Annotated in this window: 19 protein-coding genes; 13 read left to right on the top strand and 6 right to left on the bottom strand. The window is 34.3% G+C overall.

Going from position 1 to position 12404, the window contains the following annotated elements:
• Window positions 1-42: 42 nt before the first annotated feature.
• Together BGI23_RS20485 and BGI23_RS20480 are read right to left on the bottom strand one after the other, a co-directional pair.
• Window positions 43-285 (bottom strand): DUF2626 domain-containing protein, encoded by a 243-nt coding sequence (locus BGI23_RS20485; RefSeq protein ID WP_044793797.1) that lies wholly within the window; start codon window positions 283-285, stop codon window positions 43-45.
• 125 nt (window positions 286-410) lie between these two features.
• Window positions 411-1106: a helix-turn-helix transcriptional regulator gene (locus tag BGI23_RS20480; RefSeq protein ID WP_044793798.1), complete on the bottom strand. Its 696-nt coding sequence runs from the start codon at window positions 1104-1106 to the stop codon at window positions 411-413.
• Window positions 1107-1311: 205 nt separating this feature from the next.
• Between BGI23_RS20480 and comGA the strand changes: the two genes are divergently transcribed.
• The 10 genes from comGA to BGI23_RS20430 all read left to right on the top strand — a co-directional run bounded on the left by comGA (window position 1312) and on the right by BGI23_RS20430 (window position 6927).
• A complete protein-coding gene (comGA, locus tag BGI23_RS20475; RefSeq protein ID WP_044793799.1) occupies window positions 1312-2355 on the top strand; it encodes a competence protein ComGA in 1044 nt (347 codons plus the stop codon).
• The gene (gene comGB, locus BGI23_RS20470) at window positions 2348-3379 is read left to right on the top strand and encodes a competence type IV pilus assembly protein ComGB (RefSeq protein ID WP_052587781.1); all 1032 of its coding nucleotides are present in this window, start codon (window positions 2348-2350) and stop codon (window positions 3377-3379) included. Before comGA ends, comGB begins: the two co-directional genes overlap by 8 nt.
• Window positions 3380-3390: 11 nt before the next feature.
• A complete protein-coding gene (comGC, locus tag BGI23_RS20465) occupies window positions 3391-3690 on the top strand; it encodes a competence type IV pilus major pilin ComGC (RefSeq protein ID WP_001178694.1) in 300 nt (99 codons plus the stop codon).
• Complete coding sequence (gene comGD, locus BGI23_RS20460; protein WP_000810387.1) at window positions 3687-4142, top strand: comG operon protein ComGD; 456 nt, start codon at window positions 3687-3689, stop codon at window positions 4140-4142. Before comGC ends, comGD begins: the two co-directional genes overlap by 4 nt.
• Complete coding sequence (comGE, locus tag BGI23_RS20455) at window positions 4135-4437, top strand: competence type IV pilus minor pilin ComGE (protein WP_070806834.1); 303 nt, start codon at window positions 4135-4137, stop codon at window positions 4435-4437. Before comGD ends, comGE begins: the two co-directional genes overlap by 8 nt.
• Window positions 4407-4877: a competence type IV pilus minor pilin ComGF gene (comGF, locus tag BGI23_RS20450; RefSeq protein ID WP_000923058.1), complete on the top strand. Its 471-nt coding sequence runs from the start codon at window positions 4407-4409 to the stop codon at window positions 4875-4877. The genes comGE and comGF overlap by 31 nt, the downstream gene beginning before the upstream one ends.
• Window positions 4874-5245, top strand: coding sequence for a competence type IV pilus minor pilin ComGG (comGG, locus tag BGI23_RS20445; protein ID WP_000595196.1), 372 nt, complete (start codon window positions 4874-4876; stop codon window positions 5243-5245). Before comGF ends, comGG begins: the two co-directional genes overlap by 4 nt.
• A gap of 175 nt (window positions 5246-5420) precedes the next feature.
• The gene (locus tag BGI23_RS20440; RefSeq protein WP_070806833.1) at window positions 5421-6071 is read left to right on the top strand and encodes a 2OG-Fe(II) oxygenase; all 651 of its coding nucleotides are present in this window, start codon (window positions 5421-5423) and stop codon (window positions 6069-6071) included.
• A gap of 119 nt (window positions 6072-6190) precedes the next feature.
• Window positions 6191-6688 carry a shikimate kinase gene (locus tag BGI23_RS20435; RefSeq protein ID WP_044793804.1) on the top strand — a complete coding sequence of 166 codons (498 nt, stop codon included), beginning with the start codon at window positions 6191-6193 and terminating at the stop codon, window positions 6686-6688.
• Window positions 6689-6726: 38 nt separating this feature from the next.
• Window positions 6727-6927: a YqzE family protein gene (locus tag BGI23_RS20430; protein ID WP_000106079.1), complete on the top strand. Its 201-nt coding sequence runs from the start codon at window positions 6727-6729 to the stop codon at window positions 6925-6927.
• 67 nt (window positions 6928-6994) lie between these two features.
• Here BGI23_RS20430 and BGI23_RS20425 read toward each other — a convergent pair whose 3' ends face one another.
• Window positions 6995-7627 (bottom strand): VC0807 family protein, encoded by a 633-nt coding sequence (locus tag BGI23_RS20425; protein WP_001073109.1) that lies wholly within the window; start codon window positions 7625-7627, stop codon window positions 6995-6997.
• 128 nt (window positions 7628-7755) lie between these two features.
• A complete protein-coding gene (locus tag BGI23_RS27810) occupies window positions 7756-7872 on the bottom strand; it encodes a GTP pyrophosphokinase (RefSeq protein WP_083322864.1) in 117 nt (38 codons plus the stop codon).
• A gap of 73 nt (window positions 7873-7945) precedes the next feature.
• On the opposite strand from BGI23_RS27810, the gene BGI23_RS20420 reads away from it, so the two are divergent.
• On the top strand, window positions 7946-8173 hold the full coding sequence (locus BGI23_RS20420) for a hypothetical protein (protein WP_000032699.1): 228 nt from the start codon (window positions 7946-7948) through the stop codon (window positions 8171-8173).
• 97 nt (window positions 8174-8270) lie between these two features.
• The gene (locus tag BGI23_RS28770) at window positions 8271-8402 is read left to right on the top strand and encodes a hypothetical protein (RefSeq protein ID WP_000064669.1); all 132 of its coding nucleotides are present in this window, start codon (window positions 8271-8273) and stop codon (window positions 8400-8402) included.
• A 35-nt stretch (window positions 8403-8437) separates the two neighbouring features.
• On the opposite strand, the gene BGI23_RS20410 is transcribed toward BGI23_RS28770, so the two are convergent.
• Both BGI23_RS20410 and BGI23_RS20405 read right to left on the bottom strand, forming a co-directional pair.
• A complete protein-coding gene (locus tag BGI23_RS20410) occupies window positions 8438-9232 on the bottom strand; it encodes a YqhG family protein (protein ID WP_001183969.1) in 795 nt (264 codons plus the stop codon).
• Entirely contained in the window at window positions 9219-10901 is a 1683-nt protein-coding gene (locus BGI23_RS20405; protein WP_001100019.1) for a DEAD/DEAH box helicase, read from the bottom strand. Before BGI23_RS20405 ends, BGI23_RS20410 begins: the two co-directional genes overlap by 14 nt.
• Window positions 10902-11292: 391 nt before the next feature.
• On the opposite strand from BGI23_RS20405, the gene gcvT reads away from it, so the two are divergent.
• The gene (gcvT, locus tag BGI23_RS20400; RefSeq protein ID WP_000631772.1) at window positions 11293-12393 is read left to right on the top strand and encodes a glycine cleavage system aminomethyltransferase GcvT; all 1101 of its coding nucleotides are present in this window, start codon (window positions 11293-11295) and stop codon (window positions 12391-12393) included.
• Window positions 12394-12404: the final 11 nt, after the last annotated feature.

Below are 12404 nucleotides of genomic sequence, written 5' to 3'. Positions count from 1 at the left end.
TAGGGAATTCCGGAATTAAAAAAGATGGCGAAATGCCACCTTTTAATGTCCAGCCCCTGGGACAAGTAAAAACGTCGTGTAGTATGTAAATCCTATGAAGAAAACAGTCAAATATGCCCCGAATACGTATATATACATACGCTCTGTTAATTTTAAATAGCTTAAAAGTACGAAGAATCCTGTTTGGCCTAAAAATAGTAGTGCAGCCGAATGCATATCCCCTACGTAAAACATAACCGAGAAAATTCCAGTCCAAAAGCCGAGAACGCGAAACATGCGCTCCATGCCATCTCCCTCCTTTTCTAAAAAAAGTAAACCTCACTTCATTATAGTTTATTTTTCTTACTATTGTAAATATTCGTTCATATAAAAAGAAGCCAATTATAATTGGCTTCTTTTTATATGAGAAATTAAATTGTTAGTTTATAATTACAAGATTTACATCCATCTAGTAAACTATCGTTTCGTGTTAATTCCGTGTTAGGGAATAGGATTTCAAAAATCCCTTTCATCATATCTCCGTGCATATTACAAATTTCAGTTGGATGATGAACGGCAACTTCTTTAAATGGACAATTGTGTACATCATAGAAAATTTTCGTTCCATCTGCACTTAATTCAAATGCGGGTGATAAGCCAGCTGTCGAAAAGGCTTCTTTTGCAATTTGAATTTTTTGTTCCACTGTTAAAGCATCTTCACTCACATTTAAACGCTGCATATGTTGTTGCATTAATTCGGCCCCGAATTGTTTCCCTGTTTCGTAGAGCGCTTTTTCACCAGCAGTACCAAGGCTAAGTAAAGAATTAAACGCGATTTTTGCTAACAATTGATAGTCACGGAATGGAAATTGTAATTGGATAACATCTTCAGATAATACATATAATCTGCTTGGTCTTCCGCCCTTTCCAGTTTTCTTCGTTTCGGATTTCAGCATATGAACATCTTCTAATTTAGATAAATGTAAACGCGCTACGTTTGGATGAATTTCAAACTCATCTGCAATTTCTTGTACAGTTACGTAACTATGTTTTTGAGAAATATATTTATAAATGTAATAACGAGTTGGGTCAGCTAAAACACCTGTAATTTTTAAAGCTTGTTCCATGAGGATCTCCACCTTTATCACTTTATCCAAGATAATAACATTATAATACAGATAAACATGAGTATAGGTAATTTCAGACAATAATTCGGAAATTGTTCATAATTTCACAAACATATTTTTCCTTTTTCATCTAGTGAAAATGCAAAAATACCGATTTTTCAGATGGATTTCTTCATGCTATATACATAGTGGGGAGGGAAAAATGATGAATGGAATTGAAAGCTTTGCGAATATGATTTTAAAAGAAGCGTGCAGGGTACAAGCGTCGGACTTACATATTGTGCCCCGGCAGAAGGATGTAGTGGTTCAGTTGCGTATAGGAAAAGATTTAATGACGAAACAATGCATTGAAAAGGAGTTTGGAGAAAAACTTGTTTCACACTTTAAATTTTTAGCATCCATGGATATAGGGGAGAGGCGGAAGCCACAAAATGGCTCACTGTATTTACAAATGGACGGACAAGAAGTGTATTTACGTCTTTCCACGCTTCCAACTGTATATCAAGAAAGTCTCGTTATTCGTCTTCATTTACAAGCATCTATTCAGCCGTTATCTCATCTTTCGTTATTTCCAAGTACAGCGAAGAAACTACTTTCTTTTTTACATTATTCCCATGGGTTACTCGTATTTACTGGACCGACTGGGTCGGGGAAGACAACAACAATGTATGCATTATTAGAGGTAATTAGAAAAAAGAAAACACGCCGCATCGTTACACTGGAAGATCCAGTTGAAAAAAGAAATGACGGTGTATTACAAATTCAAATAAATGAAAAAGCAGGTATCACATATGAGGCGGGACTAAAGGCTATTTTGCGTCATGATCCAGATGTTATTTTAGTGGGTGAAATTCGTGATGAAGAAACAGCAAAAATCGCTATAAGAGCAAGTTTGACTGGCCATTTAGTAATGACGACATTGCATACGAACGATGCGAAAGGAGCGATACTTCGGTTTATGGACTTTGGCATAACGAGGCAAGAGATTGAACAATCTTTATTGGCTATAGCTGCACAGCGACTTGTTGAATTGAAGTGTCCGTTTTGTAAAAGAAAGTGCTCAACTGTATGTAAATCAATGAGGCAAGTAAGGCAAGCGAGTATTTATGAGTTGTTATATGGATATGAGTTAAAACAAGCGATTAAAGAAGCAAACGGGGAATGTGTCACGTACAAGCATGAGACATTAGAGTCTTCGTTGCGAAAAGGATACGCTTTAGGATTTTTAGAAGAGGATGTTTATGTTTAAGAAAATATGGAGTTTAAGTGATCAAGTAATATTACTGAAACGATTAGGAGAACTATTAGAAAAAGGATACTCTCTTTTGCAGGCATTAGAATTTTTACGGTTTCAATTACCTTTAGAAAAGAAAGTACAATTGCAGCGCATGATTGATGGATTAAAAAATGGAAAAAATCTACACGATTCTTTTCATCAATTAAAGTTTCATCAGGAGATGTTAAGCTATTTATTTTATGCCGAGCAACATGGTGATATTTCTTTTGCGTTGCAACAAGGGAGTGCACTTCTTTATAAAAAGGATAAGTATAGGAAAGATATGATGAAAATAATGCAGTATCCTATGTTTTTGGCGTTCTTTTTAATAATCATGATTTTGATTTTTAACCGCATTTTATTACCACAAGTTGACATGGTATATAGTTCATTTGGTTCTACAGCACCGTTATTCACAGAACAAATATTAAGTACAATTAAGCTACTACCCTATCTTATTTTTAGCACTATTTTTATTGTTATGGTGGGTTGTAGTGTATATATATTGTACTTTCGGAAACTCCCGCATATGAAGCAGATAAAAATTTTGCTTCGTATCCCCCTTGTAAAAACATTTCTTATTTTAAAGCATTCGCATTATTTCGCTACTCAATTGAGCGGCTTATTACACGGAGGACTATCAGTACTTGAGGCTCTAACAATAATGATGGAGCAAAAGTATCAGCCGTTCTTTCAGTATGAAGCGGGCCGAGTTAAACACCAATTAATTGCGGGAGAACCGTTGCAATCTATTATTGCTAAAAGCGGATATTATGAGGAAGAGCTTTCTTATATTATTACACATGGTCAAGCAAACGGTAATTTGGCGATTGAATTAGGTGATTATAGTGATCTGATTATGGAAAAGATGGAGCAAAAAATTAAACGTATGTTAGTGATTATTCAACCGATTTTATTTACGTGTATTGGAGCAATAGTTGTTCTTATGTATTTAGCGATGATTATGCCAATGTTTCAAATGATGAATTCTATATAGGAGGCATTTACATGCAGAATGAGGAAGGGTTTACCCTTTTAGAAATGTTATTAGTTATGGTCGTCATCACTGTATTATTACTATTAATTATTCCAAATGTAGTTACGCAGCGCTCATCCGTCGAAGGAAAAGGATGTAAAGCCTATGTGAAATCTATAGAAGCGCAAATACAAGTATATCAACTACAACATAATAAAATTCCCTCGCTAAAAGAGCTAATTGATGGGAAATATATTACAAAGGATGAGTGTCCGAATGGTGAAGCTATTCATATTTCCAATGATGGCACGGTAACAAGTGGGAAACTGTGAAGCAAAAAGGTTTTACACTTTTAGAAATGCTACTCGTTTTATTTGCCATTTCTGTATTAAGTATGGTCACGTATTTTCATGTACATTCATTATACGAAAAACAAAAAATCGAACAATTTTTAAGACAGTTTTCAAATGATATTTTGTATATGCAACAATTAGCTATAAACCGTCAAAAACACTATACATTACGATGGCATAAAGATAGACATATGTATTATATAGGGGAATCGAGTACGGATCATTCTATCATTAAAAGAGAATATGATAGCGATATACAATTGGATTTGAATACTTTTCCAAATCCGATGACATATAATCCGAGTGGGAATATTAATAGAGGTGGCACGATTTTACTTTCGTATCGAAGTTATAAATATGAGATTGTATTCCAGCTTGGAAGAGGGAGATTTACGTATCGTGAAATGTCAAAAAGGGTCAGTGATGGCTGAAATGCTTGTAGCATTAAGTATAGTAATGATGATGGTATCTTTACTACTTCCGCAAACAGTATTGATTATGCAAGAACGAAAAAACATACAAATTCGTTATAAGGCATTTGTATTATTAAAAAAAGAAGCAGCTTTATATATGTATGAGAATGAGGCAAAACAACAGAAAGAAAAAGTCATAAATGGAAATGTATATTACACATATTGGGGAGGAAATGAAGTTTGTGCGATGTGGAAAGATGTGAGAGGAAAAATGATGGAACAATGCTTTTATGCGGGAGAAAAAATGAATTAGAAGTTGGATTTACATTAATTGAAATGATCGTATGTTTTTTTCTGTTATCACTTTTCTTTTTACTCTTACCACGTCTAAGCTTTATTGGAATAGAAAACAAGCAATCAAAAGGGTTAAATAATTGGGAATGGGATGTGTTTGTAGGACAAGTACAGTTAGAGTTTCGGGAAGTATCATTTGTGGAAAAAATAGTTCCTGAAAATAGAGAGAGTATGTTGCGCTTCCGTCTTCGCACTGGAGATGAAGTGACGTATGAAAAATTGAATAATCACCTTATAAGAAAAGTGAACATGCGCGGAAGAGAAGTTATATTACAAAATGTTGAAATGGTTTCGTATGAAGTAACACCTCATTTGCTCTTTATCAATGTGAAAGATAGGAGCGGGAAAAAATATGAAGGTGTAGCTATAAGGTATAGCGAAATGGGAATACATGTATGATAAAACAAGATGGATTTACGATGCCAGGAACAATCATTTTTCTTATATTATTAACTTCGTTCTTTATATACGAAACGAATATGTTGCTTATAGATAAAAAATTTTATATTGAAATAGAGCAAAAGTTTGTACTGGAGGAAATACTAAATCAATCTATTACAAATATAAAAAAAGACTTACGGCAAAAAGAAAAGGAAGATACTTTTTTCTTTTCATATGAAAAGGGCGAAGCGAGTGGAAATTACGTATTTGAAAACGACGTTATTCTCGTTTCATTGCAGTGCAAAATAAAACAGGAAGTTTTCTATAAAGTAAGCTTTCGGTATAGAAAAAAAGATGAGAAAATATTCGATTGGATAGAAGGATAGTATGTGAAATATATGGATAAAAAACCATGATTTATCATTTGAAAATAGGCTGTTTTTTAAAAGGAAATGGATAAATAAAACAATTAAAAGTTTAAATTTTCTCAAAAAAGAGAAAGGTAGAAAGAATATGATATATTCATGCTATCCAATCATTATTTTTAGGGAGAATAGGGAAATGACAAACAACAATCAAATAGGTGGAAATAAGGAACAAACTATTTTTGATCATAAAGGAAATGCAATTATGACAGAAGATAGGGAAATACAAATTATTTCAAAATTCGAAGAACCTCTTATTGTCGTGTTAGGAAATGTATTAAGTGATGAAGAGTGCGATGAATTAATTGAATTGTCTAAAAATAAATTAGCGCGTTCTAAAATTGGTTCATCACGTGATGTAAATGATATTCGAACGAGTAGTGGTGCATTTTTAGATGATAATGAACTTACTGCGAAGATTGAAAAACGAATTTCATCTATCATGAATGTTCCTGTTTCGCATGGAGAAGGATTACACATTTTAAATTATGAAGTGGATCAACAATATAAAGCACACTATGATTATTTTGCGGAACATAGTAGATCAGCTGCTAATAATCGTATTAGTACGCTTGTCATGTACTTAAATGATGTAGAAGAAGGCGGAGAAACTTTCTTTCCGAAATTAAATCTTTCTGTGCACCCTAGAAAGGGAATGGCAGTATACTTTGAGTATTTCTATCAAGATCGATCACTAAATGAGCTTACGTTACACGGAGGGGCACCTGTAACGAAAGGTGAGAAATGGATTGCAACACAGTGGGTGAGAAGAGGTACTTATAGATAAAGCGAGTATGTTACGTTTTGTTCTTCAGTGTATAAGAAGAACAAAACGTTTTTTTATTAAATAAAGTAGCATCTTTCGTTATAATAACAAGTAATACATGACGATTGAGAGGAACGAAAATGAAATCTATATACATAACCGGCTATATGGGAGCTGGGAAAACAACAATTGGAAAAGCATTAAGTAAAGAACTTCATATGGATGTTATAGATACAGATCAAAAAATTGAAGAGAAGCAAGAGAAGGAGATTCGTGATATTTTTGCCGAAGAAGGTGAAATGGCTTTTCGGGAATATGAAAGTGAGATGTTACGTTCACTACCTGTTGAAAATGTAATCATTACAACTGGCGGCGGAATCATTGAGCGAGAGGAAAACCGAAAGTGGATGAAGGAAAATGGAAATGTCGTGTATTTATATTGTGATCCACATGTAATTGCAGAAAGGCTTCGTGAAGATACGACACGCCCACTATTTCAGAAGAAAGATATAGATGCATTTGTAATGAAATTCGAATTGCGCCGAGCTTATTATGAAGAGGCTCATATTCATATCGATACGACGAATAAGTCTGTAAAGCAAATTATGGATGAATTAAAAGAAAAGATTAATGAATAAAAAAGTGGACATACTAATCAAGTAGAGGTGATGATAATATGTCTACTAATGATTATGTTCGCTTTGTGACACAGCAGTTTGTGTCGTATATGGATGCTCCAAAAGAAGATCGTAAACAAAAGAAAGAACAACGCCGTGCTGAAAAAGAGCCATTTATGAATAAGTGGTTTGGTGTTATGCCGCTAAGTGCTGCTTTGTTTTATCAAAACGTAAAAAATAAAAGAAAAAAATCAAGTTAAAGATTTCGTAATATGTGTAGCAAAATGAAAATCCCCTAGTAGCATCATACTACTAGGGGATTTTCATTTACTGCATAGACTCTTTTTCTTCTGTAACGGCATGTATTTTATTGTTTACCCAGACAAATCCAATTCCGATACAAATGGAAATGCCCCATCCAACAGCGGTCATAATTGCTCTCATTTCACCGTAGCCATCTACACCGAAAACAGAGATGAAATAAATTTTTAAGAAGCTTTTTAATATGAATTGGAGACCGAAAAAGAGCGTTAAATATTGCAATGCTGGATAGATACGACTATCACGATACAGTTCACGACTTTTATCACGGTCATGGCCTTGCAGTGCAGCAATATCTGCTGCGAAATATAACATAAGTGGTTTTTTTATAAAAATTGTACATATAACGATAATACCGAGTACGATGTGATAATACGCATCGTTCCACAACATTCGTTCAGCTGATCCAGATAATAAATCTACCGTTGTATTAGAAATGAGTGTAATTAAAATAAAGAACCCTGTCACGTTAAACTGCTTTTCTTTTTTAAAGGTATACAGTGTATAAATAATTCCCGGAACAGAGGAAAGTAACATCGCGTAATACGGATCGATATAAGGTTTTGCGAATTTCCAAATGAGGAATGGGATTACGAGATAAAAGACAAGATCTAATATAGCTTTTTTATTTTGATTCATATACAGCCTCCTTAAGTCATACATATATTTTATAATATAATTTCTGAAAATTGTATAAGGTTTATTGAAAAAAGAAAAAGTATATGATTAGTAGATTGAAAAAATTGCCCCTAGCGTAGTAAGTTTTTTTAGTATATAATAAAGGAAACGCTTTCATTTTTAGTTTGTTCACAAAATGGACGGAAAATCACATATTTACTATTGATATGTTGCTTTATAATGAAACTAATTAAATATACATGCATACAATATTGTGAAATAAATAACATAAATAATTTATATAAATGTAAACGTTATCAAAAGAGAGAGGTGGAGGCAATGAGTAAATTTTTCTTCAATCATAATCCAGCAACAGTAGAGGATGGAAGGCTTGTTGAATATGCGGAAATTATTTATGGAGAAGGCGGCCGTTCTGTATTAGAAAATTTAATGGTGAAGGCATCTATCAGATTGCGTGATCGTTATCCGAATAAATCTGACGAGCAGATCTCGAACCTAGTAAATAAAGGCATCCATGATATGTTTCAAAAATATGTGAGTGAGTAAGAGTAGCCATTGGCTACTCTTATTTTTTTGTATAAGGATGGTGTCTCTAGCTGAAAATAAGGGTGTATTTTGAAAGATATAAAAAGGAGGGGAAAAGATGAGCAATGGAATTGGCCGTTCAAAAGAAAATCTTCCAACTGATGCTAATCATGTGAGCGCAAAGGATCGTGCGTATCAAAAACGCATGGCAAAGCAAAAACAACAAGAGCGTAATGGCGATAGAGGATAATTCAAAAAAGCTCCTTCTAAAACAGAAGGGGCTTTTTAAGTTAGAAAATGATTCGCGGTAACATAAAAGAGTCCACCGTTAATAATTTGTACTGTAATGCGGGGTTCATATTGTTCTTGCAAAGCTTGCTTTTCAATTTCATAGCTTTCGGGAAGTTCATCACTTTCTTCATAAAAACGATTTAAAAGGTCTAAATCGTGATTCCAGCGCACTCTTGCTTCTTTCGCCCACGTATGGTCATCTTCTGCAATGATATTTTTTAAAGCGTCCTCTATACGTTGTAAACCGCTTTGCGGTTTAATAATAGGCGAGAGCGTAAAACAAAAGTCAGGTATTTTCGGTGTAAGTTTAATTTTCGTTAATGTTTCATGAAAGTTTGCAATCATTGTGCCAGAAATAAGATGAATGCCAATCGAGTGGAGGATATCTTTTTTTCGATCACATTGATAGGAAACTTTTATATTTACACCGAGCCACGGATGGAGCGGTGTATGTGTCGCTCCGCTATGCCGTACTTCCTCATATAAGCGTATGTAAGAGCCTAATTCTTTTGTCGTTTGAAAAATTTGATGAAGACGTGGTGAACCGTAGTGGATAAGCTCACCATCGTTTTCTTCATTTTCTGGATTTGTAATAAGAGTAAGGCGCATCGGATTCGGTACGCCTCCTGTTTTTTCAAGATAGTGCCAATAAAAAGGGCGATTCATTAATAATTTATCCATCTCAATTGTTAATTGCACATCCAATAGATGAGGAGAACGTTCTAAAATTTCACAGTTATTCGCCTCAAAAAAATTGTATAAGTAATTATGAATTTCATGTTGCTGCATAGCCTTGCACCTCAGCTTCATTTCGTTTCGCAAAGTCGATAATAGATGTTAAGTTTTCCATCTTAATTCGAATTTCTCCTTCGCTTTTTGATTGCGCAAATATTTCTTGAATGTGTGCGTCGATGTTTTTCATGTTAATTCTCGTTAAAATTTCATCAAGTTCACCGATCACACGCTCAAATAAATTAATTTTTTCATATAACAGTTTCAAAATATGTTCTTCCACAGTGTGTTTTGTAGCTAAGTTATAAATATGAACATCATTCTTTTGACCAAGGCGGTGAATACGTCCGATTCTTTGTTCAAGGCGCATTGGGTTCCATGGTAAATCGTAATTAATCATATGGCTACAAAATTGTAAGTTAATTCCTTCACCACCAGCTTCCGTTGCGATTAGCACTTGCGCATGATTTTGGAAAAGTTCCTTCATCCAATCTTTCTTTCCCCGTTTAAATCCGCCGCGGAATGGGACAGAAGAAATACCGTGCTGTTGTAAAAACCATTGTAAGTACATTTGTGACGCTCGGTATTCTGTGAAAATGACGACTTTATCGTCAATTTCTTTTATAAGCTCTAGCGCTTTATTTGCTTTTGAGTTAAAAGGAATACGGTTAATTTTGTCCATTAGCACATCAATATGCGGATCTTTTACGTAATTCTCATTTTCCTTCTGTCGTTTTTCTACATGTTTTTTTAATGAATAGTAAACGGCCTCGCGACTACTACACGCTTCCCGTTTTAAAGTTAATGATGAGAAAGCAGACGTGAAGGCGTCTTGTCCTCGCCAATTTTCGATATCATTATATAGAGCTTGCTCTTCTTCATTAAACTCAACAAAAATTGTACGTACATGTCTCTTTGGCCAATCAATCCCGGTATTATGACGCCGATTTCGGACCATTACTTTGTTAATAAGAGCTTTTAAATCTTCATCAGATTCGGCTGAACGATTTTTTGAAGCATAATATTCTTCAAAATTGGATTGATTGCCTAAATGTCCTGGTTTTAATAAAGAAACGAGGTTGAAAATTTCATCAATCTTATTTTGGACAGGAGTAGCGGTTAATAATAAACAAAATTTCTTTTTTAATCGCTGTGCAAATTCATAGTTTTTTGTTTTATTATTTTTAAGTTTATGTGCTTCATCGATAATAATAAGGTCATATTCTAAGTTCAAAACGATATCACGATGTGGTGAACGTTTTGCAGTATCAATTGATGATACAATCACATCGGCTTGTTCCCACGAGTAGCTTTTCTTTTGAGCTACAGCTGGAATGAAAAACTTTGTATTTAATTCGTATGCCCATTGTGATACGAGAGAGGCTGGAACGAGTATAAGTACTTTTTTCACAAGGCCGCGGACCATATATTCTTTTAAAATAAGTCCAGCTTCAATCGTTTTTCCAAGTCCTACTTCATCTGCTAGAATCGCTTTACCATTCATTTGTTCAATAACATTTTGAGCGACTTCTAATTGATGAGGAAGTGGTGTGAAATGTGATAAATGTTTCGGTGCTTGTAATCCATCAAAAGTAGGAACAAGTAATGATTTTTCTGTTTCATAAGCTAAATGATATAAATCCCAGTTTGTCCAAGGACCATCTTCATCAATTCTATTTAAAAAATTATTTTGCCACGTTCGATCTATGGAAATATCGACATTCATTACGACTCTCCCACCTTTTATAAACTAAAGTAATTATGAAAAAATCTTTAATATATAAGCCTTGTAATAAGGCGCTATTACACTTACTGAAAGGTAAACAATAAGTAAAGATAAAGGACTAAATCTTAAAAACTGTATGTAATAAGATTAAGTGTAAAAAATTCTAAATTATTTTTTATGCTAGAATATTGATGAAATATAGCGAATAATGTTAGGATAATGTTGTGAAATGTGTGGAATCTTTCGTATTTTATCCAAGAAAGTGATTTTTTATTTACGCTTTCATAAAAAAATATAATGAGATTCCGTATATCCTATCTTTTTAGAATGAAAATGTTTAGAAATGAGTAACAACTTTTATTGATTTGTCAGAGCATAAGGGGGAGAGATCATGATTACATTACAACGTACACCGTTATTTGATGTATACGCGAAGTATGGTGGGAAAACAATCGACTTCGGTGGTTGGGAGTTACCAGTTCAATTTTCAAGCATTAAAGAAGAACATGAAGCTGTACGTACAGCGGCAGGTTTGTTCGATGTGTCTCATATGGGAGAAGTTGAGGTAAAAGGTGTAGATAGTTTAGCATTTTTACAACGTGTTGTTACAAATGACGTATCTACCTTAAAGGTAGGGGGCGCACAATATACAGCAATGTGCTACGAAAATGGTGGTACAGTAGATGATTTATTAATCTACAAACGTGGTGAAGAAGACTATTTATTAGTTATCAACGCATCAAATATCGAGAAAGATTATGAATGGTTAGCTAGCCATGTAATTGGCGATGCGACAGTAGTCAATGTTTCTAGTGAAGTTGCACAGCTTGCAATTCAAGGACCAAAAGCAGAAGGCATTTTACAAAAAGTTGTGTCAGAAGATTTGAAAGAAATTAAGTTCTTTAAATTTAAAAACGATATTCTTGTAGATGGAATTCCAGCACTTGTATCTCGTACAGGTTATACAGGTGAAGATGGATTTGAAATTTACTGTAAGAGTGAAGATGCTGCAAAACTTTGGGAGAAACTTCTTGAAGTTGGAGCAGAAGAGGGCTTAAAACCATGTGGTTTAGGTGCTCGTGATACACTTCGTTTCGAAGCAACATTACCACTTTACGGTCAAGAATTATCAAAAGATATTACACCGGTTGAAGCTGGAATTGGCTTTGCGGTAAAACCAAATAAAGAAGCAGACTTCTTTGGAAAAGCAACGTTGAAAGAGCAAAAAGAAAACGGTGCGCCTCGCAAATTAGTCGGCATCGAAGTAATTGAACGTGGAATTCCTCGTACGCATTACCCTGTATTTATTGGAGAAGAAAAGATCGGGGAAGTAACAAGTGGTACACAATCTCCAACGTTAAAGAAAAGCATTGGTTTAGCACTAATTGATGTAAAATACGCAGCAGTTGATACAGAAGTAGAAATTGAAATTCGTAATAAACGCGTCAAAGCAGTAGTTGTTCCAACACCATTTTATAAACGTTCAAAGTAACGGGGAGAGGG

Origin of the sequence: Bacillus sp. ABP14 (genome assembly GCF_001831375.1) — a bacterium.
Taxonomy (GTDB): Bacteria; Bacillota; Bacilli; order Bacillales; family Bacillaceae_G; genus Bacillus_A; species Bacillus_A paranthracis.
Note: the sequence above shows the minus strand (reverse complement) of the source record. Positions and strands in the feature narration are given on the sequence as shown.

Coding starts and splice junctions, on each gene's coding strand:
- comGG (WP_000595196.1), top strand. CDS start 4,874: ATGATAAAACAAGATGGATTTACGATGCCAGGAACAATCATTTTTCTT.
- BGI23_RS20440 (WP_070806833.1), top strand. CDS start 5,421: ATGACAAACAACAATCAAATAGGTGGAAATAAGGAACAAACTATTTTT.
- BGI23_RS20435 (WP_044793804.1), top strand. CDS start 6,191: ATGAAATCTATATACATAACCGGCTATATGGGAGCTGGGAAAACAACA.
- comGC (WP_001178694.1), top strand. CDS start 3,391: ATGCAGAATGAGGAAGGGTTTACCCTTTTAGAAATGTTATTAGTTATG.
- BGI23_RS20405 (WP_001100019.1), bottom strand. CDS start 10,901: ATGAATGTCGATATTTCCATAGATCGAACGTGGCAAAATAATTTTTTA.
- BGI23_RS20410 (WP_001183969.1), bottom strand. CDS start 9,232: ATGCAGCAACATGAAATTCATAATTACTTATACAATTTTTTTGAGGCG.
- BGI23_RS20430 (WP_000106079.1), top strand. CDS start 6,727: ATGTCTACTAATGATTATGTTCGCTTTGTGACACAGCAGTTTGTGTCG.
- comGF (WP_000923058.1), top strand. CDS start 4,407: ATGCTTTTATGCGGGAGAAAAAATGAATTAGAAGTTGGATTTACATTA.
- comGB (WP_052587781.1), top strand. CDS start 2,348: ATGTTTAAGAAAATATGGAGTTTAAGTGATCAAGTAATATTACTGAAA.
- BGI23_RS20420 (WP_000032699.1), top strand. CDS start 7,946: ATGAGTAAATTTTTCTTCAATCATAATCCAGCAACAGTAGAGGATGGA.
- BGI23_RS27810 (WP_083322864.1), bottom strand. CDS start 7,872: ATGCATGTATATTTAATTAGTTTCATTATAAAGCAACATATCAATAGT.
- BGI23_RS20480 (WP_044793798.1), bottom strand. CDS start 1,106: ATGGAACAAGCTTTAAAAATTACAGGTGTTTTAGCTGACCCAACTCGT.
- BGI23_RS20425 (WP_001073109.1), bottom strand. CDS start 7,627: ATGAATCAAAATAAAAAAGCTATATTAGATCTTGTCTTTTATCTCGTA.
- gcvT (WP_000631772.1), top strand. CDS start 11,293: ATGATTACATTACAACGTACACCGTTATTTGATGTATACGCGAAGTAT.
- BGI23_RS28770 (WP_000064669.1), top strand. CDS start 8,271: ATGAGCAATGGAATTGGCCGTTCAAAAGAAAATCTTCCAACTGATGCT.
- BGI23_RS20485 (WP_044793797.1), bottom strand. CDS start 285: ATGGAGCGCATGTTTCGCGTTCTCGGCTTTTGGACTGGAATTTTCTCG.
- comGE (WP_070806834.1), top strand. CDS start 4,135: ATGGCTGAAATGCTTGTAGCATTAAGTATAGTAATGATGATGGTATCT.
- comGA (WP_044793799.1), top strand. CDS start 1,312: ATGAATGGAATTGAAAGCTTTGCGAATATGATTTTAAAAGAAGCGTGC.